We start from the raw sequence: 21,031 nt of genomic DNA on the forward strand, positions 1-21,031 counted from the left end.
TGGCGGGGTGCCCGACCTCCCCGCGCTCGACGTCCTGCTCCCCCGGGACGCGCCCGTCCGCCACCTGGTCCCGCGCGACGACGAGGCCGAGCTGATCGCCCTCTTCGCCGACCAGCCGGCCTCCGGCGTCCACGTCCGCGCGAACATGGTGGCCACCCTGGACGGCGCGGCCACCGGGGCGAACCAGGTGAGCGGCTCGATCAACGGCCCGGCCGACCTCCGGGTGTTCCGGGTGCTCCGCGCGCTGGCGGACGTCGTCCTCATCGGCGCCGGCACGGCCCGGGGCGAGCGCTACACGGCGCTCGAGGTACCCGAGGAGCTGCGTGCCGCACGGGCCGCCCGGGGCCGGCCCGACACCCTCGAGCTCGCCATAGTCACGGCCACCGCCGAACTCCCCGACGAGCTGCTCGACTCCGACCGTCCCCCGCTCGTGCTCACCACCGGCTCGAACCCCGCGCTGGACCGACTGCGGGAGCGCATCGGCGCCGACCGCGTCGTCGTGGCGGACGGAGGCCTCCCGGGCGCCGTCGATCCCCGTGCCGTCGTCGCGGCCCTGGGCGCGCGCGGGCTGCGGCACGTCCTCGCCGAGGGCGGCCCGCGGCTGCTCGCCCAGCTGGTCGACGCCGACCTCGTCGACGAGCTCTGCCTGACGTGGAGCCCGCAGCTCGTCGGCGGGCCTGTCGGACGCATCACGCACCTGCCCACGTGGTTCGAGCCGCCCCGGGCCCTCACGCCGCGGCATCTCCTCCACGCGGACGGCGTGCTGCTCGGACGGTGGCAGGTGGCTAGGCTCGGCGCGTGACCGACACGATCATCGTCCTCACGGAGGACACCCTCGCCAGCGCCGACGTCGAGAAGCTGCTCGCCCTGCACGAGGGCGAGACGTACGCGTACCGCGTGCTCGTCCCGGCGGACACCGATCGACCGCTCGTCTCCACGATCATCGACAACCTCAGCCTCGGCGAGCTGAAGGAGGCGTGGAACCGCGCCCTCGGCAAGGAGCCGTCGACGCCCGAGGCCAAGGCCACCGCCGACGAGCAGCTGGCCGGCAGCATCGCCGCGTTCGTCGCCGCCGGCCGCGAGGCCACCGGCTCCGTGGTCGACGACGACCCGCTGCCCGCGCTCAAGGCCGCGGTCGTGGACGGCGACGTGATCGAGGTCAACGTCGTGACCTACCCGCACGCGGTCGAGGACACGTTCCACCGCGACTGGGCGTCCCGCGCGCGCGAGGAGCTCCAGGTCCCCGTGCTGCACCTGTACTCCGGCACCAGCGAGATCGGCTGACCGACGACGAAGGGCGGCACCCCGTGCGGGTGTCGCCCTTCGTCGTGCCGACGTCACACCGACCGCAGCGCCTCGGTCGGCGGGACCCGGGCGGCGCGCAGCGCCGGGTACAGGCCGACGACCGACCCCACGGCGAGCGCGCACGCGAGACCGGCCAGCACGGGCAGCCAGGGCACCGTGACGGCCCACCCCAGACGGGCAGCGAACGCCCAGGTCACCGCGACGCCGAGCACCACACCGGCGGCTCCGCCGAGGAGGGACAGCAGCACCGACTCGAGAAGGAACTGCCCGCCGATCGAGCTCCGCGGCGCGCCGAGCGCTCGTCGCACCCCSATCTCCCGGCGGCGCTCGAGCACCGACACGACCAWGACGTTGGCGATGCCGACGCCGCCGACGAGCAGAGCAACCGCTCCGAGCCCCAGCGCGAGGAGCGTGAACGACCGGTCGGCCGCATCTCCTGCGGCGAGGGCGTCGGACGGGCGGGACACCCGGACCTCGTCGGGGGCGGCCGGGTCGGCCGTGCGGCCCAGCACCGCTCGCGTGGCCACGACCTGCCCCGGCTCGACGCGCACGTAGACGGCGGTGGGCGGGAGGTCGCCGTCGACGAGCGTGTGCGCGACGGACGTCCCGACCAGCGCCGCCTCGTCCAGCTCGGGCGCGAGGACCACCGGGCCGAGGATGCCGATGACCGCGAACCGCCGGCCACCCAGCGACACGTCGACGCCGTCGCCCAGCGGGCCGATGCCGAGCCGTCGGGCGGCTGTGGTCCCGAGCACGACCGCGGGGTAGTGCTGCGTCGCCGCGTCGAGCCAGCGTCCTTCGCCTACCGGCGCCGCCACCGCGTCGAGCAGGTCGAGGTCGGCGGCGACCACCGAGATCCCGCTCGTCTGGCTCTCGGGGACCTTGTCGGTGCGGCGCACGGTGGCATCGACCGCGCGGACCGCCGAGGCCGCCGTGACGGTGGGGACACGGGCGATCATCGCGACAGACTCGTCGGGCAGCGTGCCCTCGTCGCCCCCGAACCCCTGGCCCGGCGCGACCGTGAGCAGGTTGGTGCCGAGCGCGTCGAGCTGAGCGCTCAGGTCAGCTCGCGACGACTCCGAGAGCCCGAGCACCCCGACGAGCGCCGTGATCCCGATGGCGATGCCCAGGGCGGACAAGGCGGTGCGACCGGGGCGGACCGTGAGCCCGCGGGCGCCCAGCCGGAGCACGTCGGCCACGGACATGCGGCGGACGGTCGGCGTCGTCCGCGCCGGCATCGCCGTGCCCCGTGGAGGACCGACCTCGGTGCGGGTCATGCCGCCACCCCTGGGCAGGTGTCGTGCTCGACCCGGCCGTCGCGCAAGGAGACCAGCCGCGGGAGACGGCCCGCGATCCGTTCGTCGTGCGTGACGACCACGATCGTCGCGCCGTCGGCGTGCAACGAGTCGAACAGCTCGAGCACGGCCGCGCCGGACGCCTGGTCGAGGTTGCCCGTCGGCTCGTCGGCCAGCAGGATCTGCGGTTCGTGCACGAGCGCCCGGGCCACGGCGACGCGCTGGCACTCACCGCCCGACAGCTCCGTCGGGACGTGCCGCACGCGGTCGGCGAGCCCGACCCGGTCCAAGGCCGTCCGCGCCCGGCGCAGCCTCTCGGGGCGCCGGACGCCCTGGTAGAGGAGCCCGTCGGCCACGTTCTCGAGCGCCGACCGGCCGTCCAGCAGGAAGAACTGCTGGAACACGAAGCCCAGGCGCACGGCGCGCACCCGGGACAGCGCGGAGTCGGACAGCGCCGTCACGTCGTCGCCGGCCAGCCGCACCCGGCCGGCCGTCGGACGGTCGAGCGCACCCATGACGTGCAACAACGTCGACTTGCCCGAGCCCGACGGGCCGACGACCGCCGTGTAGTCACCCTCCTCGATCGTGAGGTCGATGCCCTGCAGGACGGTCAGCGCCGCCGAGCCGCTGCCGTACGTCTTCGTGACGCCGCGCAGGTCCAGGACGCTCACGGGGTCACCACCACGTCGTCGCCCTCGGCCACGTCGTCGCCGGAGATCTCGACGGACGTCCCGGCGAACGCGCCGGTCGTCACGGTCACGTACTCGGAGGTGCCGTCGGCGTGCACCTTCTGCACGCCGTACCCGCCGTCGGCCAGCGCGACCAGCGCCGTGACCGGCACCACCAGCACGTCCGTCGCGACGGTCTGGTCGAGACCGACCTCGACCGGCGTGCCCTCCACCAGGCCGTCGAGGAGGAGATCGGTGGGCGCGATCGTGACGCGGAGCTGCGGCTGCTCGTCGACGGTGACGACCGCCGTCGCCGCGATCGTGCCGCCCGTCGACGTCCCGTCGGGGAGCGTGAGGGACGCGGCCGCGCCGACCGGAGCCAGACCGGCCTGGCTGGTCCTCAGTGCGACGGTGACGATCCGCTGCGTCGCGCCGATCGAGAGCACCGGTGCGCCGGGCTCGACCATCGCGCCGAGGTCGGCCAGGCGTTCGTCGACGCGCACGTCCTCGGGCGCGAACAGCACGTCGCCGAGCCGGACCGTGCCCGTCGGCGCCACGCCCAGGGACTTCTGCCACCGCGTGACGGCGGCGGTCGTGACCCACGACCAGTCCTCGTCGACGGTCAGGCCCAGACCGGCGGTGAGCCCGAGGTCCGTGAGTGCCTGCTCGAGCTGCCGGACGTCGATGCCGTCGGCGGAGGAAGGACCGAGGTCTCGCCACGCCGGGACGGTCCCCCGCAGAAGGACGACCGGCCGGGCGTCGACGGCGTACAGGGGCTGTCCGGCCGCCACCGTCGACCCGGCGGGGGCGAGCCAGGTCACGGTCCCGGGCGCGCGAGCCGCGACCGAGGTCGTGGTGCCGTGGCCAACCTCGCCGCTCACCGTGGTGGTCGAGACCAGGTCGGTTCGGTCGACCGTCCGGGTGGCCCACGCGGCAGGCGGTGTGGAGGGATCGGCGGCGCTCGTCGGGGCGCTGCACGCGGACACCGACAGGGCGAACCCGACGGCCAGGGCGGCGGTGCGCGGCGTCGTCCTCACTTCTGTCCGCCGTCGGTCGAGCCGTCCGGCGCCTCCACGCCCGCCTGGACGAGGCACTCCTGCATGTCCTCCTCGAACTGCGGGTCGTCCGGTGCGGGCGCGCCGGTGGCGTCCTGGGTGCCACGCCGGAACTCCTGCTCCACCCGGCCGCCGTCGAACGTCGGGTCGGGCATGTCCCAGCCGCGGTCGCGCATGCACTGGGCGTGGTCGAGGAACGACTGCTTCTGCTCCGCGGTGAGCGGTGTCGTCGCCGCGCCGGACTCGGCCATCCTCTGCCACGGCTCGCACGCGTCGTCCGCGGCCTCGCCCTGCTCCGGCGTGACGCTGCCAGGATCGCCCAGCCGGTAGTGCCCGTCGGTCGGGTCGGGCACGTCCACGCCGTGCTCTCGCATGCACTGCGCCCACGCGAGCATCGCGTCCTCGGGGGCGAGGACGGACGACGACGCCGACGGGACTCCGGAGGTCGCTCCGCCGGCTCCCGGGAGCATCGGCCCCCGCGTCGGCGTGCAGGCGGCGACCGCGCCGAGCAGGCAGGCGACCGCGAGAGCCGACACCACGCGCTGGCGTCGGCCGGTGGGCGGTGGGATGGAGGGGATCGGGCTCATGGTGGCTCTCCTCGTCGTGGTCGGACTGACGGACCCAGCCCACCGCGCCGCCGGTTCGGGCAGCATTGGGTCCCGGACGGTCGCAGGCCCACGCGCTTACGCTGGCTGAACACGGCAGGACCGATGCTGCGCGGGCGGCCCACGTGCGGGCCGGGACGGAGGTGCGCGGTGCGGGTGCTGGTGGCCGAGGACGAAGAGGTGATGGCCGATGCCGTGGCCCGCGGGCTGCGCCGCGCCGGGTACGCCGCCGACGTGGCCATGGACGGTGGCACCGCTCTCGAGCTCGCGACGCTGAACCCGTACGACGTGGTGCTGCTCGACCGCGACCTGCCGGTGGTGCACGGGGACGACGTGTGCCGTGCGCTCCTGGCGTCCGGTTCCACGGCCAGGATCCTCATGCTCACCGCCGCCGGCGGTCTGCAGGAGAAGATCGACGGGTTCGGTCTCGGCGCAGACGACTACCTGGCCAAGCCGTTCGCGTTCGCGGAGCTGCTCGCCCGTGTGCAGGCGCTCTCCCGCCGCACGGCACCGGCGCAGCCACCCGTCCTCGTGGCAGGTGGCCTCCGGGTGGACGTCGCGCGGCGGACCGTGACGCGCGACCACCGGCCGGTCGACCTCACCCTCAAGGAGTACGGCGTCCTCGTCGAGCTGGTGCGGGCGGCCGGGGCCGTCGTGTCGGCCGAGGACCTGCTGGCGCGCGTGTGGGACGAGCACGCCGACCCGTTCACGAACGCCGTCCGGGTGACGATGGTCGGCCTCCGCCGGAAGCTCGGTGACCCTCCGCTGGTCGAGACGCTCCGCGGCGCCGGGTACCGGGTGATCGCGTGAGACGGTCACTGAGCGTCCGCTGGCGGCTCACCCTCTTCTACACCCTCATCGTCGCGGCGTCCGGCGCCGTCCTGCTCGCCCTCGTCTACGGGCTGGTCACGGGCGGACAGGAGCGCTCCGGCAGCGCGACGTCGCAGCGGGCACCGGGACCGGACGCCGACGGCCCGCCGGCCGGGACCACGGGCCCCGAGTCCCCCGACGGCGACACCGGGGACGAGTCGACGCAGCTCGCCCAGAGCTCGTGGTACGCGCTCGCCCTGGTCACGGCGGTCTCCGTGGGCGTCGGGTGGGTCGTCGCCGGTCGCCTCCTCGCCCCCGTGCACACCATCACGGCACGCGCGCAGCGCATCTCTGCCGACTCGCTCGACGAACGCATCGCCCTCGGTGGTCCGCGGGACGAGCTGCGCGCGTTGGCCGACACGTTCGACGCCCTGCTCGGCCGGGTGCAGAGCACGGTGACGTCGGAGCGGCGCCTGGTGGCCACGATGTCCCACGAGCTCCGGACGCCCCTGGCCAACCAGCAGGCCGCGCTGGACGTGGCGCTCGCGGACCCCGCCGCCGACGCCGACGAGCTGCGCGCCGCGGCGACCGTCGCGCTCGAGCAGAGCCGACGGGCGGCCCGTACCATCGACGCGCTCCTCGTGCTGGCCCGCGCGCAGTCGGGGGACGCCGTCGGTCCACCGGTCCCGGTCGACCTCCGGGAGGCGGTCGCCGATGCCGTGGCTCAGGTGCGCACGCCCGGCGACGGGCTCATGTGGGAGGTGCACCTCGTGGCCTCGACGGTGCCCGGTGAGCCGGACCTGCTGGCCCGCGCCGTGGCGAACCTCGTGGGCAACGCCGCGCACCACAACCTGCCCGGCGGCCACGTCGAGGTCGCCCTGACGGCCGAGCCCGGCACCGCCCGGTTGACCGTCGCCAACTCGGGACCTCGGGTGCCTCCGGAAGCCGCCGCCGACCTCGTCCTGCCGTTCCGGCGGGGCGCCGCCGACCGGACCGCGGTCGCCGGCGGTGTCGGTCTCGGACTCACCGTGGTCCAGGCCGTCGCCGACCACCACGGCGGCACGCTCGTCCTCACGCCGCGACCTGACGGCGGGCTGGTCGCAGAGCTCGGCCTGCCTGTGCCGTGACCGGGCGCGCATCGATGCGCGCCCGGTCACGGCCTCAGAACCCCGTCGATGTCGCTTCCGGGTAGTACCGCCGGAACTTGCGCACCTGGTTGACCAGCGCCATCCAGACGTACAGCCGCCGGCGCGGCGACAGGTCCACGCGGTACCGCAGCGGGTGCGCCACGGCCTTGGCCTTCATCAGCCGCCGCACGCGCGCGGCGAGCTCCGGGTCTCGGACGTACCTCAGCAGCAGCCGGTGCGGTACGACGGCGTACAAGACCTCCTTGTCGACGACGACGGGCGGCACCGACCGGCCCTCCACCGCGTCCTCGACCAGGAACCGCATGGGGTTCGCGCCGGCCGCCGTCACGTAGTAGTTGTTCCGGCCTATCCGCGGGTTGACCTCGAAGAACCGGAACATCCCGGTGCGCGGGTCCACCTTGACGTCGAAGTTGGCGAAGCCCCGGTACCCCGTCGCCGTGAGCAGCGTCCGTGCCTGGTCCAGCATGGCGTCCTCGCGGGTCGTGATCATGGCGGCGGGGTTGCCCAGCCCGGACGGCGTGTGCTCCTCGAGCAGCACGTGCGCCGAGCAGAGCAGCGTGATCTCGCCGTGGGTGTCGACGTACGCGGTGATGGACCGCATCTGCGTGTCGTCGCCGGGCACCAGCTCCTGCACGACGAACCGCCCGTGGAACCCGGCCTCCCGCAGGGCGCTCCACAGCCACGCGAGCTCCTGCGCCGTCGCGATCTCGAAGACCTTCTTCTTGCCCTCGAACTCGACGTCCTGGTAGTCCGCGCTGCTCGCGGCCTTCGCGATCAGCGGGTACTCGAGGTCGACCGGCGCCGCCTCCCAGTCCGCGCCGCCCGAGAACTCCTGCACGATCGTGCGCGGCACCGAGATGCCGAGGTCGGTGCAGATCTCGGCGAACGTGGCCTTGTCCGAGATCCGGTCGAGCAGGTGCTCGGACAGGAACGGGACGACGTAGTACTGCTCCAGGAGGGCGCGGTGCTGCACGACCACGCGGACCAGCCAGTCCGAGTTGGCCATGAGCAGCAGGCGCTTGTCGGGCATCCCCTGCGCGACGCTGACCAGCCGGTCCACCAGCTGGCGCGGCTCGTGGCCGTCCGCGACGATCTCGTGCCGCACGATCTTCGAGTGCGCCACGGGACCGAGCGCCGCGCCGGCGACGACCACCGACGTGACGCCGTAGGCCTCGTGGAACGAGCGGGCCAGGGCGTACACGCCGATGTCGGCACCGAGGATGACCGGCTGCAGGTCGGTCACGCTCACGCGGTCTGCTCGGTGCGGTCGGCCGACCACAGCGTGTGGAACGTGCCGTCCTTGTCCGTGCGGCGGTACGTGTGCGCACCGAAGAAGTCCCGCTGCGCCTGGATGAGCGCCGCCGGAAGCCGCTCGGCGCGGACGCCGTCGTAGTACGACAGCGAGCTGGCGAACGCGGGCGTCGGGACGCCGTGCAGCGCGGCACCGGCCACGATCCGGCGCCACGCCTCGACCCCGTTGCCGACCGCGCCGGTGAAGTACTCGTCGGCCAGGAGCAGCGGCAGGTGGGCGTCGCGCTCGTACGCCTCGGTGATGCGGTTGAGGAAGCGCGCGCGGATGATGCAGCCGCCGCGCCAGATGCGGGCCATGGCGCCGCGGTCGATGTCCCAGCCGAACTCGGCGCTCGCGGCCGCGATCTGGTCGAAGCCCTGCGAGTACGCGACCACCTTCGACGCGTACAGCGCGAGCCGGACGTCCTCGACGAAGGCGTCGCGGTCGGTCACGTCCCACGGGGTCGTGTGCGCGGGCAGGACGCCGTGCGCGGCCGTCCGCTGCGGGACCGAGCCGGACAGGGCCCGTGCGAACGTCGCCTCCGCGATGCCCGTGATCGGCACGCCGAGGTCGAGCGCGTTCTGCACCGTCCAGCGGCCGGTGCCCTTCTGCTCCGCCTGGTCGAGCACGATGTCGACGAACGCCGACCCGGTCTCGGCGTCGACGTGCTGCAGGACGTCCGCGGTGATCTCGATGAGGAACGACTCGAGGTCGCCGGTGTTCCACTCGGCGAAGATCTGCCCGATCTCCGCGGCCGAGGCACCCAGCCCCTGGCGCAGCAGGTCGTACGCCTCGGCGATGAGCTGCATGTCGGCGTACTCGATGCCGTTGTGCACCATCTTCACGAAGTGGCCCGCGCCGTCGGGGCCGATGTACGTGCAGCAGGGCACGCCGTCGACCTTGGCCGAGATCTTCTCCAGGATCGGTCCGAGCGACTCGTACGACTCCTTGGTGCCGCCGGGCATGATCGACGGGCCCAGCAGCGCGCCCTCCTCGCCTCCGGACACCCCGGAGCCGACGAAGTGCAGCCCCTTCTCGCGCAGCGCGGCCTCCCGGCGGATCGTGTCGGGGAAGTGTGCGTTGCCGGCGTCGACGACGATGTCGCCCTCCTCGAGGAAGGGCACGAGCTCGTCGATGACCGCGTCGGTGGGGCCACCGGCCTTCACCATGACGATGATCTTGCGCGGCCGCGCCAGCGACGCGACGAAGTCCTCGACGGACTCGGACGGTACGAAGTCACCGTCGTCGCCGTGGTCCGCCACGAGCGACTCGGTCTTGGCGTAGGAGCGGTTGTGGATGGCCACCGTGTAGCCGTTGCGCGCGAAGTTGCGGGCGAGGTTGCGGCCCATCACCGCCAACCCCGTGACGCCGATCTGCGCGGTTCCGGTGGCAGTTCCTGAGGCGACCATGCGGGCAGTGCTCCTTCGATCGACGGCCGGCACGCGCCGCGGCCGCGACGGCGACGAGCAGGTGCCGGGGCACGTGCAGGCGCAGGTCGGGTGGGGCGACGTCCGGGGGTGCTGGGTGCGCGGGCAAGCCTAGTCCGGTGCGCCGGAGCCCGGAGCGGCGTGCCGGACCCCGAGACGGACAGCCTCACGGGCGGGACGGCGGCGTGCCGGACGCCCGTTCAACGGCCGCCGTGCGTACGCTCCACTGCGTGACACCCGCCGGTCCTGACGACGTTCCCGCCGAGTTCGTCAGCGCGCTGCGCTCGCTGCGCCGGGTGACCGTCCGCCCCGAGGTGATCCTGGACGAGGTGCCCGGCCCGGCCCGCATCGCCCCGTTCTCCGCGGCGCTCACCGCCGAGGTGCGCACGGCCCGTCGGTCGGTCGCGGCGGAAGAGCTCGCGTCGGGACGTTTCGTCGTCCTCTTCGACCCCGCCGGCCAGGAGGCCTGGGACGGTCACTTCCGCCTGGTGACGCTGGTGCGCGCGACGCTCGAGGCCGAGGTCGGCGCCGACCCGCTGCTCGCCGAGGTCGCGTGGACGTGGTTCACCGACGCGCTCGAGGAGTCCGGCCTGGACGCGCACGCGGCCGGCGGCACGGTCACGCGGGTGCTGTCGCAGAGCTTCGGTGCCCTCGATCGCCGGTCCGAGCAGACCGAGCTGGAGATCCGCGCGTCGTGGACCGCCGCGGACGAGGATCTGGGCCCCCACCTGCAGGCCTGGGCCACGCTGCTGTGCACCGCGGCGGGCCTCGAACCACTGCCCGAGGGCGTCGTCGCCCTCGGGCCGAGGCGCTGACCGCAGGTCCGGGGGGGCCTGCTCACACCAACCGCCTCAAGTCAACGGGTCACGTTGCCGATGACTGGCACGTGACCATCGAGCCTCTGCGACGCGACCTGGCCCCGGCCCGACGGCCCGAGCTCCGGTCCGGCGTGCCCAGCTCGCGCACGTCTCCCCCCGCGTCGACCCAGCAGATGTGCGTGGTCGTGACCGAGGTCGCCGACGGCGACGGTGCTCCCCTCGTCCGCAACCTGCGCCGTCGCGGCGCCCCGCGCGTCGTCGTGCTCACCCGCCGGGCCAGCCGGCCCGAGCTCGGTGTGCTGCTCCAGGGCGGGCTGCGCGGCGTCGTCGCCGGCGCGACCGCGCAGAGCCTGCCGCGCAGCGTCGTCGTGACCGCGCCGCCCCCGCCGCTGCCGGACCTCACCGCCCGCGAGATCAGCGTGCTCAAGCTGGTGGCCGACGGCCGCACCAACCGGCTGATCGGCGAGGAGCTCGGTCTGTCCGCGCTCACGGTGAAGAGCCACCTTGCCCGGATCTCGCGCAAGCTGGGCACGGGCGACCGCGCCGAGCTGGTCGCCATCTCCATCCGCGGCGGCGTCCTGTCCTGACCCGGCCGACGTACGGACGCCCCCTCGGCCGAAGTACGCGCCGCCCGCGCGGCCTGCGCGGCAGCACGCTCGACGTCGCCTACCGTGGACCCCATGCGACCTGAGGCGACCGCCGGCGCCCCCGCAGGGGGATCCGTGCCGCCATCGACCCCCGATCCCGAGACCGAGGTCGCGCCCGCTCCCGACGTCGTGATGCTCACCGAGCCGGCCGAGGGCATCCCCCCGGTGGTCGAGACGCCCGAGGCCCTCGCCGCGGTCGTCGCCGCGTTCGGGGCGGGTACCGGTCCGGTCGCCGTCGACGCCGAGCGCGCGTCCGGCTACCGCTACGGACAGCGCACCTACCTCGTGCAGCTCCGGCGCGAGGGCGCCGGCACCGCACTGATCGACCCCATCGCCGTCCCCGACCTCTCGTCGCTCTCCGACGCCCTGGTCGGCGTCGAGTGGGTGCTGCACGCCGCCTCGCAGGACCTGCCCGGGCTCGCCGAGCAGGGCATGAGGCCCAGCCGCGTCTTCGACACCGAGCTCGGCGCCCGGCTGCTCGGCCTCGACCGGGTCGGGCTCGCGGCGGTCGTCGCGGACGCGCTGGGGCTCGGGCTGGCCAAGGAGCACTCGGCCGTCGACTGGTCCACGCGCCCGCTGCCCACCGAGTGGCTCCGCTACGCCGCGCTGGACGTCGAGGTGCTGGTCGAGCTGCGTGAGGTGCTCGCCGAGCGGCTGGCCGTCGCCGGCAAGGCCGAGTGGGCGGCGCAGGAGTTCGAGGCCGTCCGCACCGCGCCCCTGCCGCCGCCGCGCGTCGAGCCGTGGCGCCGGGTCTCCGGCCTGCACGCGATCCGCGACGCCCGCCGGCTCGCGGTGGTCCGCGAGCTCTGGCTCACGCGCGACCAGAACGCGCGCACGCGCGACATCTCCCCGGGCCGCGTCCTGCCCGACCACGCGATCGTCGCCGCCGCGCAGGCGCTGCCGCGCTCCGTCGCCGCGCTCACGGCGCTGCCCGCGTTCGCCGGCAAGGGCACGCGCCGCCGCGCGGCGCTCTGGCAGCAGGCGGTCGACCGCGGTCTCGCCACCCCGGACGACGAGCTGCCGTCGGTGCGCGGCCCGAAGAGCGACGCGCCGCCGCCGCCGCGGGCCTGGGCCGAGAAGGACCCCGAGGCCGCCGCGCGCCTGGCCGCCGCCCGCGAGGTGGTCACGGCGCTCTCGGCCACGCACGACGTACCGGCCGAGAACCTTCTGCAGCCCGACCTCCTGCGCCGGCTGTGCTGGACTCCGCCCGAGACGCTCGACGCCGACGGGATCGCCGAGTTCCTGCGGGCCGGTGGCGCGCGGCCGTGGCAGATCGGCCTCGTCGCCGACCGGCTCGCCGACGTGTTCGCGACGCTCCCCCGCGACTGAGACCCGGTGTTACTCTTCGGTAACTTACGGCTGGCCACGCCCGGGAGACCCGGGTAGCGTCGGCCGTCGCGGGCCCGCTCTCGCAGGCCTGTCGGACACCGCCGTCCCGCCCTGGAGGCCCGATGCCCACCGCATCTCCCCGCCCCACGCCGCTCGTCCGCCGCGTCGTCTTCGTCGACGGGGTCCGCACCCCGTTCGGCCGCGCGCGCAAGGACGGGCTCTACGCCCACACCCGTGCCGACGACCTGTCGGTCAAGACCGTCCGGGAGCTGCTGCGCCGCCACCCGGAGCTGACGCCCGAGCGCATCGACGAGGTCGCCATCGCCGCGACCACGCAGCAGGGCGACCAGGGCCTGACGTTGGGCCGCACGGTCGGCGTGCTGGCCGGGCTCCCCCGCTCCGTGCCGGGCTACGCGATCGACCGCATGTGCGCCGGCGCGATGACCGCGGTGACCAACACCGCCGCCGCGATCGGCGTCGGCGCGCAGGACGTGGCCCTGGCCGGCGGGGTCGAGCACATGGGGCACCACCCGATGGGCTTCGACGCCGACCCGAACCCGCGGTTCCTGTCCGAGCGCCTCGTCGCCAACGACGCCCTCAACATGGGCGTGACGGCCGAGAACCTGCACGACAAGTTCCCGGCGCTGACGCGCGAGCGGGCCGACGCGTACGGCGTCGCCAGCCAGGACAAGTACGCCGCGGCGCTGGCCGCCGGCAAGATCGAGCCGGACCTCGTGCCGGTCGCGCTGCGCGACCCCGAGAACGGCTGGGGCCTGGCCACGGCCGACGAGCCGCCCCGCCCGGGCACCACGGTCGAGGCGATCCAGAAGCTGCCGACGCCGTTCCGCGCGGGAGGTCGCGTCACGGCCGGCACCGCCGCGCCCCTCACCGACGGCGCCGCGTCCTGCCTGCTCGCGGCCGAGGACACCGCCGCGGAGCTGGGCCTGCCCACCCGCATGCGGATGGTGTCGTTCGCGTACGCCGGCGTGGAGCCCGAGATCATGGGCATCGGACCGGTCCCGGCCACGGTCAAGGCGCTCGACCGCGCGGGCCTGACCATCGAGGACATCGGCCTGTTCGAGATCAACGAGGCGTTCGCCGTCCAGGTGCTCTCGTTCCTCGACGCGTTCGGCATCGCCGACGACGACCCCCGCGTCAACCAGTACGGCGGCGCGATCGCCGTCGGCCACCCGCTCGCCTCGTCGGGCGTCCGCCTGATGACGCAGCTGGCCCGCCAGTTCGAGGAGAACCCGGACGTCCGCTACGGCCTGACCACCATGTGCGTGGGCCTCGGCCAGGGCGGCACGGTCATCTGGGAGAACCCGCACCACGCCGACTACCAGCCTCTCGAGGGGGACAAGTGAGCACGACCACGGACACGCGCCCCGAGCGCGTCTCCCACGCCATCGCCCGCGACGTCACGCTGCCCGGCGGCGCCGGCACGCTCGCGCTGGTCACCATCGACAACGGCCTGGACCACACGAAGCCGACGACGTTCGGCCCGCTGGGCATCGCCGAGCTGACCGCGACCCTCACCGCGGTGCGGGCGCGCGTGGCGGCGGGCGAGATCGTCGCCGTCGCCGTCACGGGCAAGCCGTACTACCTGGCCGCCGGCGCCGACCTCACGCAGATCGGCACCGTGCCCGGCCGCGAGGGCGCGCTCAGCCTCGGCCAGGGCGGGCACACGGCGTACGAGCTGCTGCACACGATGGGCGTCCCGACGTTCGCGTTCGTCAACGGCGTCGCCCTCGGCGGCGGCCTCGAGCTCGCGCTGAACTGCGACTACCGCACCGTCGCCTCGGACGTCCGCGCGCTCGCGCTGCCCGAGACCGGCCTGGGCCTGGTCCCCGGCTGGGGCGGCGCGTACATCGTGCCGCGCCTGATCGGCGTCGAGAAGGCGCTCGACGTCATCCTCACGCGGCCGGCGGCCAACAAGCCGTTCGCCGCCAAGGAGGCCGCACAGATCGGCCTCATGGACGTCGTGCTCGACCCGGCCGACTTCCTCGAGGAGTCGATCCGCTGGGCCGCCCGCGTGGTCACCGGCGAGGTCGTCGTGGAGCGCCGCGAGCTGGACTCCGCCGAGGTGTGGGACGGCGTCGTCGCCGCCGCGCGCCAGCGCCTCGACGCCGTCATCAACCGCTCGCGGCCGGCGCCGTACCGCGCGCTCGACCTCGTGGCGGACGCCCGCACGGCGTCGCGCGCGGAGGCCTTCGCGGCCGAGGACGAGGCGCTCGCCGACCTCATCATGAGCGAGGAGATGCGCGCGTCGATCTACGCGTTCGGGCTCGTCTCCGGTGGCAAGAAGCCCGTCGGCGCCCCCGACCGCGCGCTCGCGCAGCCGGTCACGCGCGTCGGCATCGTCGGCGCCGGGCTCATGGCCGCGCAGATCGCCATGCTCTTCGCGCAGCGCCTGGGCGTGCCGGTCGTCATGCGCGACCTCGACCAGGAGCGCGTGGACAAGGGCCTCGCCGCGGTGCGGTCGTCCGTGGACCGACTGACGTCGACCGGCCGGATGAGCGAGTCGGCGGCCTCGCGGCTGCTCGGCTCGATCCACGGCACGACGGACCTCGCCGAGTTCGCGTCCTGCGACCTCGTGATCGAGGCCGTCACGGAGATCCTCGACCTCAAGAAGAAGGTCTTCGCCGAGCTGGAGACGGTGATCTCCCCGACGGCGATCCTGGCCACCAACACGTCCGCGCTGAGCGTGAGCGCCATGGCCGCCGACCTGCAGCACCCCGAGCGCGTGGTCGGGCTGCACTTCTTCAACCCGGTGGCCGCGATGCCGCTGGTGGAGGTCGTGCGGGCCGAGCAGACGTCGCTCGAGGCGCTGGCCACGGGGTTCGCCGTCGCGGCCAAGCTGCGCAAGACGGCCGTCCTCGTGGCCGACCGCCCCGGGTTCGTCGTCAACCGGCTGCTCGTCCTGCTGCTCGGCGTGATCGTCGACGCCGTCGAGAAGGGCACGCCGGTCGAGGTCGCGGACCGTGCGCTGCGGCCCCTCGGCCTGCCGATGCCGCCGTTCGAGCTGTTCGACCTGGTCGGCCCCGCCGTCGGGCTGCACGTGCTCACGTCGCTGCGTGAGGAGCTGGGCGACCGGTTCCCCCGCTCCCCCGGCCTCGAGAAGCTCGTGGCCGACGGCACGACCGTGGTGCTGCCCGCGAAGGCCAAGGGACTCCCGAAGCCCGTCGACCCGGCCATCCAGGCGGTCTTCGACGGCGGCCGCGAGACCCCGGGCACCCCGCTCGACGAGGCCGGCGTGCTCGACAGCGTGCTCACCGCGCTCACGGTCGAGGTCGGGCACATGCTCGAGGAGGGCGTCGTCGCCACCCCGCAGCAGATCGACCTGTGCATGATCCTGGGCGCCGGCTGGGGCTTCCACCTCGGTGGGCTCACGCCGTACCTGGACCGCACGGGCTACTCCGAGCGCGTGCTCGGCCGGCGGATCCTGCCCGACGGCGTCGCCAACGTGCCGAGCGTCTAGAAGACCGCCAGCCCCCGGTCCCGGAACGTCGCGCGCACGCGCTCGACGAGCTCCGGGGTCGGGGGCTGCGTCGTCTCCAGCTGGTAGGTCATCCCCAGCTCGGCCCACTTGTCGCGCCCCATCTGGTGGAACGGCAGGACCTCGACGCGCTCGACCACGGCACCCATCGCGGCGACGTGCTGCGCGACCGCAGCGACGTTCTCCGGGTCGTCCGTCAGACCGGGCACGAGGACGAACCGCACCCACGTCCGCACGCCACGGTCTCGGAGGCGGGCGGCGAAGTCGAGCGTCGGCTGCAGCGCGCGGCCGGTGACCTGCCGGTACGTCTCCGGCAGCCCCGACTTGATGTCGAGCAGGACGAGGTCGACGTCGTCGAGCATCTCGTCCGTGCACTGCGCGCCGAGGAAGCCGGAGGTGTCGAGCGTCGTGTGGACGCCCATGGCCTGCGCGCCCCGCAGCAGGCGCCGGACGAACGCCGGCTGCATGAGCGGCTCGCCGCCGGAGATCGTCAGCCCGCCGCCGGTCGCCGCGAACACCGTGCGGTACCGGGCGACGCGCGCCAGGATCTCGTCGGCGGTCACGTCGGTCCCCCGCCGCATCTGCATGGTGTCGGGGTTGTGGCAGTAGAGGCACTGCAGGGGGCAGCCCGCGAGGAACACGGTGAGCCGGGTGCCCGGCCCGTCCACCGCGGTGACCAGCTCCCAGGAGTGCACGGAACCGACGCTGCCCGAGCGCACGGCCGCCATCCGGGCGGAGTGCTCCAGCTCGACCGTGCTGAGCCCGGCGGTGCCGGACCGCGCGCGGGGAAGACCCAGGTGCACGGCCGGCCACGGCGCCGCCTCGTGCACCTGGGTGGTCGTCGTCATCCCGGTCACACCGACCCGTGGAACGTCCGCGACAGCACGTCGAGCTGCTGCTCGCGCGTGAGCCGCACGAAGTTCACGGCGTAGCCCGAGACCCGGATGGTCAGCTGCGGGTACTCCTCGGGGTGCTCCATGGCGTCCTCGAGCGTCTCGCGGTTGAGCACGTTGACGTTGAGGTGGTAGCCCGACGACATCATGTACGCGTCGAGCAGGCCCACCAGGTTCGTCACCTGCTCGTCGGGCGTGCGCCCCAGGCCGGTCGGGACGACGGACGAGGTCAGCGAGATCCCGTCCATCGCCTCGGCGTAGGGGATCTTGGCCACCGAGAGCGCGGAGGCGAGCATCCCGTGCGCGTCGCGGCCGTTCATCGGGTTGGCGCCCGGGGCGAACGGCTGGCCGGCGCGCCGGCCGTCGGGGGTCGACCCCGTGGACTTCCCGTACACGACGTTGGACGTGATGGTCAGCACGGACTGCGTGTGCACCGCGTCGCGGTAGGTCGGCGTCTGGCGGATCTTGGCCATGAAGGTCTTCACCAGCCAGACGGCGATGTCGTCGGCCCGGTCGTCGTCGTTCCCGTAGGCCGGGAAGTCGCCGTCGACCTCGTACTCGGTGACGAGCCCGTCGACGGTCCGCACGGGCCGGACCTTCGCGTACCGGATGGCCGAGAGCGAGTCCGCGACCACCGACAGGCCGGCGATGCCGCACGCCATCGTCCGCAGCACCTCGCGGTCGTGCAGGGCCATCTCGAGGCGCTCGTACGCGTACTTGTCGTGCATGAAGTGCACGCAGTTGAGCGCGTCGACGTAGGTCTGGGCCAGCCAGTCGAGCATCCCGTCCAGCTTGGCGACGACGTCGTCGTAGTCGAGCACGTCACCGGAGACGGCCGGCGCCGAGGGCGCGACCTGCTTACCGGTCAGCTCGTCGCGACCACCGTTGATCGCGTAGAGCAGCGCCTTGGCCAGGTTCACCCGCGCCCCGAAGAACTGCATCTGCTTGCCGACCCGCATGGGCGACACACAGCAGGCGATCGCGGCGTCGTCGCCCCACGACTCACGGATGAGGTCGTCAGACTCGTACTGCAGGGCGGACGTGTCGATGGAGACCTTGGTGCAGTACCGCTTGAAGCCCTCGGGCAGGCGGTCGCTCCAGAAGATCGTGAGGTTGGGCTCGGGTGCCGGTCCCAGGTTGTACAGGGTCTGGAGGTACCGGAACGACGTGCGGGTCACCAGCGTCCGCCCGTCCTCGCCCATGCCGCCGATCGACTCCGTCACCCACGTGGGGTCGCCGGAGAACAGCTCGTCGTACTCGGGCGTGCGCAGGAAGCGCACGATGCGCAGCTTGATGACGAGGTCGTCGACGAGCTCCTGCGCCTCCGTCTCCGTCAGGCACCCGGTGTCGAGGTCGCGCTGCAGGTAGACGTCCAGGAAGGTCGACGTCCGGCCCAGCGACATCGCCGCGCCGTTCTGCTCCTTCACCGCGCCCAGGTACGCGAAGTAGAGCCACTGGACCGCCTCGCGCGCCGTCGCGGCCGGCCCGGAGATGTCGTAGCCGTACGAGGCCGCCATGACCTTGAGCTCCTGCAGCGCGCGCACCTGCTCGGCGTTCTCCTCGCGGTCCCGGATGACACCCTCCGACGAGCGCTCCCGGTCCAGCTCGGCGCGGTCCTCGCGCTTGGCGGCGATGAGCGCGTCGACCCCGTAGAGCGGGACGCGGCGGTAGTCGCCGATGATCCGGCCGCGGCCGTAGGCGTCGGGCAGGCCGGTGATGAGGTGCGCCGACCGGGCCGCGCGCACCGCGGGCGGGTAGACGTCGAAGACGCCGTCGTTGTGGGTCTTGCGGTACTTGGTGAAGATCTCGCCGACGATCGGGTCCGGCGCGAACCCGTAGGTCTCGAGCGCCTTCTCCACCATCCGGTAGCCGCCGTTGGGCATGATCGCGCGCTTCAGCGGCGCGTCGGTCTGCAGGCCGACGATGAGCTCGTGGTGGCGGTCGATGTAGCCGGGCTCGTGCGACGTGATCGACGACGGCGTGTGCGGGTCGATGTCGTGGACACCGCGGGCGCGCTCGGCCGGGAACATCGCGGTCAGCCGCGCCCACAGCGCGGTCGTGCGCGGCGTCGGGCCGGCGAGGAAGTCCGCGTCACCGGTGTACGGGGTGTAGTTCCGCTGGAGGAAGTCCCGCACGTCGATCCGGTCCGTCCACGGTCCCGTGGCGAAGCCGTACCACGCGGGGTGCGCGGCCGCCTCGCGGCGCTGGTTCGCGGACAGTGTGCTGGTGGACATCTGGGGCTCCTCCGACGTAGTCGATATCTCGACGCTACGGAGGTGAACGGGCCCCGGCACGGGACCTAAGGCCTCAGATGGTTCAGGGCGTGCGCCCCAGGGCCGCGAGCGTGTCGCGCGCGATGTCCGCCGGGTGCAGGCGCAGCTCGGTGACCAGCTGCTCGCGGGTGGCGTGGTCGAGGAACGCACGCGGGATGCCGAAGGCCTCGACCGGCGTCCCGATGCCCGCCTCCCGGGCGCGCTGGGCCAGGTGCGAGCCGAGGCCGCCGTCGACGACGCCGTCCTCGATGGTGACGACGTGGTCGTGGTCCCCGACCAGCTTGGTGAGCGCACCCGAGACCGGCATGACCCAGCGGGGGTCCACGACCGTCGCCCGGAGCCCGTGCGCGGCGAGCAGCGCGGCGGTCTCGAGCGCGGTCGGCGCCATGGCGCCGTACCCGATCACGAGGACGTGGGGCAGGTCGGCGGGACCGTCGTGCCGGGCCAGGACGTCGATGCCGTCCAGGTGGTCGATCGCCGGCACCGGGTCGACCAGCGCGCCCTTGGGGTAGCGCACGACGGTCGGGGCGTCGTCGACGTCGACGGCGGTCCGCAGCGCGTCGCGCAGGGTCTCCTCGTCGCGCGGCGCGGCCAGCCGCAGGCCCGGCACGACGCCGAGCATCGCCAGGTCCCACATGCCGTTGTGGCTCGCGCCGTCGGAGCCCGTGAGCCCCGCCCGGTCCAGCACGAACGTGACGCCCGCCTTGTGCAGCGCGACGTCCATGAGCACCTGGTCGAACGCGCGGTTGAGGAACGTGGCGTACACGGCGACCACCGGGTGCAGGCCGCCGAAGGCCATCCCCGCGGCGGACGTCGCGGCGTGCTGCTCGGCGATCCCCACGTCGAAGACCCGCTCGGGGAACTCGGCCGCGAACGGCGCGAGACCGACGGGCTGCAGCATCGCCGCCGTGATGGCGACCACGTCCGGGCGCCGACGCCCGATCCGCAGCAGCTCGTCCGCGAACACGCTGGTCCACTCGAACCGCGACGGCGCCACCGGCAGGCCGGTCTCGGGGTGGATCTTGCCGACGGCGTGGAACCGGTCGGCCACGTCCTGCTCGGCGGGCACGTACCCGCGGCCCTTCTCGGTGATGACGTGCACGATCACCGGGCCGCCGAACGCGCGGGCGTTGCGCAGGGCCTTCTCGACCGCGCGCACGTCGTGCCCGTCCACGGGTCCGACGTACTTGATGCCGAGGTCCTCGAACATGCCCTGCGGGACCAGGACGTCCTTGAGGCCCTGCTTCATCCCGTGCAGCGCGTCGTACGTCATCCGCCCGGGCGGACCGGACCTGCGCAGCGTCCGCTTGCCCCACGACAGGACGTTCTCGTAGCCGCGCGTCGTGCGGAGGGTGTCGAGGTGGTGGGCGAGCCCGCCGATGGTCGGCGCGTAGGAGCGGCCGTTGTCGTTGACGACGACCACGAGCCGGCGGTCCTGGCCGGCGGCGATGTTGTTGAGCGCCTCCCAGGCCATGCCGCCCGTGAGGGCGCCGTCGCCGATCACGGCCACGACGTGGCGGTCGGCGCGGCCCTGGAGCTGGTTGGCCTTCGCGATGCCGTCGGCCCAGCTCAGCGCCGTCGAGGCGTGCGAGTTCTCGACGACGTCGTGCTCCGACTCGGCGCGGCTGGGGTACCCGGACAGCCCGCCCTTGCTGCGCAGCTGGGAGAAGTCGCGCCGGCCGGTGAGCAGCTTGTGCACGTAGGCCTGGTGGCCGGTGTCGAACACCATGGTGTCCAGCGGCGACTCGAACACCCGGTGCATCGCGATCGTCAGCTCGACGACGCCGAGGTTGGGCCCGAGGTGGCCGCCGGTGCGCGAGACCTGGTCGACGAGGAAGTCGCGGATCTCGGCCGCGAGGTCGTCGGCCTGCTGCGGGGTGAGCCGGCGCACGTCCTCGGGGGAGCTGATGTGGTCGAGCTGACCCATGAGTGGTGCCTCCTCCTCCGGTGTGCGGCGACGATGCCGCACCG

19 protein-coding genes are annotated in these 21,031 nt (G+C 73.7%); 10 read left to right on the forward strand and 9 right to left on the reverse strand.

The window, feature by feature from the left end; genetic code table 11:
• The first annotated feature begins 7 nt into the window (after window positions 1–7).
• The gene (locus AC1DT4_RS02120) at window positions 8–802 is read left to right on the forward strand and encodes a dihydrofolate reductase family protein (RefSeq protein WP_477088115.1); all 795 of its coding nucleotides are present in this window, start codon (window positions 8–10) and stop codon (window positions 800–802) included.
• Window positions 799–1,284, forward strand: a complete 486-nt coding sequence (locus tag AC1DT4_RS02125) for a hypothetical protein (protein WP_477088116.1) — start codon at window positions 799–801, stop codon at window positions 1,282–1,284. Before AC1DT4_RS02120 ends, AC1DT4_RS02125 begins: the two co-directional genes overlap by 4 nt.
• 53 nt (window positions 1,285–1,337) lie before the next feature.
• Here the strand turns inward: AC1DT4_RS02125 and AC1DT4_RS02130 are convergent, their stop codons facing one another.
• From AC1DT4_RS02130 to AC1DT4_RS02145, 4 genes are read right to left on the reverse strand one after another with little or no spacing between them, the layout of a single operon-like run.
• Window positions 1,338–2,582, reverse strand: a complete 1,245-nt coding sequence (locus AC1DT4_RS02130) for an ABC transporter permease (protein WP_477088117.1) — start codon at window positions 2,580–2,582, stop codon at window positions 1,338–1,340.
• Complete coding sequence (locus AC1DT4_RS02135) at window positions 2,579–3,271, reverse strand: ABC transporter ATP-binding protein (protein WP_477088118.1); 693 nt, start codon at window positions 3,269–3,271, stop codon at window positions 2,579–2,581. Before AC1DT4_RS02135 ends, AC1DT4_RS02130 begins: the two co-directional genes overlap by 4 nt.
• Window positions 3,268–4,305, reverse strand: a complete 1,038-nt coding sequence (locus AC1DT4_RS02140; protein ID WP_477088119.1) for an efflux RND transporter periplasmic adaptor subunit — start codon at window positions 4,303–4,305, stop codon at window positions 3,268–3,270. The genes AC1DT4_RS02135 and AC1DT4_RS02140 overlap by 4 nt, the downstream gene beginning before the upstream one ends.
• On the reverse strand, window positions 4,302–4,910 hold the full coding sequence (locus tag AC1DT4_RS02145) for a hypothetical protein (RefSeq protein WP_477088120.1): 609 nt from the start codon (window positions 4,908–4,910) through the stop codon (window positions 4,302–4,304). Before AC1DT4_RS02145 ends, AC1DT4_RS02140 begins: the two co-directional genes overlap by 4 nt.
• Before the next feature lie 168 nt (window positions 4,911–5,078).
• Here AC1DT4_RS02145 and AC1DT4_RS02150 point away from each other — a divergent pair, with 168 nt between their 5' ends.
• Together AC1DT4_RS02150 and AC1DT4_RS02155 are read left to right on the forward strand one after the other, a co-directional pair.
• Window positions 5,079–5,738 carry a response regulator transcription factor gene (locus AC1DT4_RS02150; protein WP_477088121.1) on the forward strand — a complete coding sequence of 220 codons (660 nt, stop codon included), beginning with the start codon at window positions 5,079–5,081 and terminating at the stop codon, window positions 5,736–5,738.
• Window positions 5,735–6,865, forward strand: a complete 1,131-nt coding sequence (locus AC1DT4_RS02155; RefSeq protein ID WP_477088122.1) for a sensor histidine kinase — start codon at window positions 5,735–5,737, stop codon at window positions 6,863–6,865. Before AC1DT4_RS02150 ends, AC1DT4_RS02155 begins: the two co-directional genes overlap by 4 nt.
• Window positions 6,866–6,899: 34 nt before the next feature.
• On the opposite strand, the gene AC1DT4_RS02160 is transcribed toward AC1DT4_RS02155, so the two are convergent.
• Together AC1DT4_RS02160 and gndA are read right to left on the reverse strand one after the other, a co-directional pair.
• Window positions 6,900–8,135 (reverse strand): carboxylate--amine ligase, encoded by a 1,236-nt coding sequence (locus tag AC1DT4_RS02160; protein ID WP_477088123.1) that lies wholly within the window; start codon window positions 8,133–8,135, stop codon window positions 6,900–6,902.
• Window positions 8,132–9,586: an NADP-dependent phosphogluconate dehydrogenase gene (gene gndA, locus AC1DT4_RS02165; protein WP_477088124.1), complete on the reverse strand. Its 1,455-nt coding sequence runs from the start codon at window positions 9,584–9,586 to the stop codon at window positions 8,132–8,134. The genes AC1DT4_RS02160 and gndA overlap by 4 nt, the downstream gene beginning before the upstream one ends.
• A 7-nt stretch (window positions 9,587–9,593) precedes the next feature.
• On the opposite strand from gndA, the gene AC1DT4_RS02170 reads away from it, so the two are divergent.
• The 6 genes from AC1DT4_RS02170 to AC1DT4_RS02195 all read left to right on the forward strand — a co-directional run bounded on the left by AC1DT4_RS02170 (window position 9,594) and on the right by AC1DT4_RS02195 (window position 15,876).
• Entirely contained in the window at window positions 9,594–9,719 is a 126-nt protein-coding gene (locus AC1DT4_RS02170; RefSeq protein ID WP_477088125.1) for a hypothetical protein, read from the forward strand.
• Between the two features lie 115 nt (window positions 9,720–9,834).
• A complete protein-coding gene (locus tag AC1DT4_RS02175) occupies window positions 9,835–10,419 on the forward strand; it encodes a DUF3000 domain-containing protein (RefSeq protein WP_477088126.1) in 585 nt (194 codons plus the stop codon).
• A 71-nt stretch (window positions 10,420–10,490) separates the two neighbouring features.
• Window positions 10,491–11,009: a helix-turn-helix transcriptional regulator gene (locus tag AC1DT4_RS02180; RefSeq protein ID WP_477088127.1), complete on the forward strand. Its 519-nt coding sequence runs from the start codon at window positions 10,491–10,493 to the stop codon at window positions 11,007–11,009.
• A 93-nt stretch (window positions 11,010–11,102) separates the two neighbouring features.
• Window positions 11,103–12,398, forward strand: coding sequence for an HRDC domain-containing protein (locus tag AC1DT4_RS02185; protein WP_477088128.1), 1,296 nt, complete (start codon window positions 11,103–11,105; stop codon window positions 12,396–12,398).
• A gap of 122 nt (window positions 12,399–12,520) precedes the next feature.
• Complete coding sequence (locus AC1DT4_RS02190; RefSeq protein ID WP_477088129.1) at window positions 12,521–13,762, forward strand: thiolase family protein; 1,242 nt, start codon at window positions 12,521–12,523, stop codon at window positions 13,760–13,762.
• On the forward strand, window positions 13,759–15,876 hold the full coding sequence (locus AC1DT4_RS02195; RefSeq protein ID WP_477088130.1) for a 3-hydroxyacyl-CoA dehydrogenase NAD-binding domain-containing protein: 2,118 nt from the start codon (window positions 13,759–13,761) through the stop codon (window positions 15,874–15,876). Before AC1DT4_RS02190 ends, AC1DT4_RS02195 begins: the two co-directional genes overlap by 4 nt.
• Here the strand turns inward: AC1DT4_RS02195 and pflA are convergent.
• The 3 genes from pflA to dxs all read right to left on the reverse strand — a co-directional run bounded on the left by pflA (window position 15,873) and on the right by dxs (window position 20,987).
• Window positions 15,873–16,742: a pyruvate formate-lyase-activating protein gene (gene pflA, locus AC1DT4_RS02200; RefSeq protein WP_477088131.1), complete on the reverse strand. Its 870-nt coding sequence runs from the start codon at window positions 16,740–16,742 to the stop codon at window positions 15,873–15,875. The genes AC1DT4_RS02195 and pflA overlap by 4 nt on opposite strands.
• Before the next feature lie 5 nt (window positions 16,743–16,747).
• The gene (pflB, locus tag AC1DT4_RS02205) at window positions 16,748–19,021 is read right to left on the reverse strand and encodes a formate C-acetyltransferase (RefSeq protein ID WP_477088132.1); all 2,274 of its coding nucleotides are present in this window, start codon (window positions 19,019–19,021) and stop codon (window positions 16,748–16,750) included.
• 82 nt (window positions 19,022–19,103) lie between these two features.
• The gene (dxs, locus tag AC1DT4_RS02210; protein ID WP_477088133.1) at window positions 19,104–20,987 is read right to left on the reverse strand and encodes a 1-deoxy-D-xylulose-5-phosphate synthase; all 1,884 of its coding nucleotides are present in this window, start codon (window positions 20,985–20,987) and stop codon (window positions 19,104–19,106) included.
• Window positions 20,988–21,031 lie beyond the last annotated feature (44 nt).

The sequence above is a fragment of the Cellulomonas sp. P4_D11 genome, from assembly GCF_056401915.1.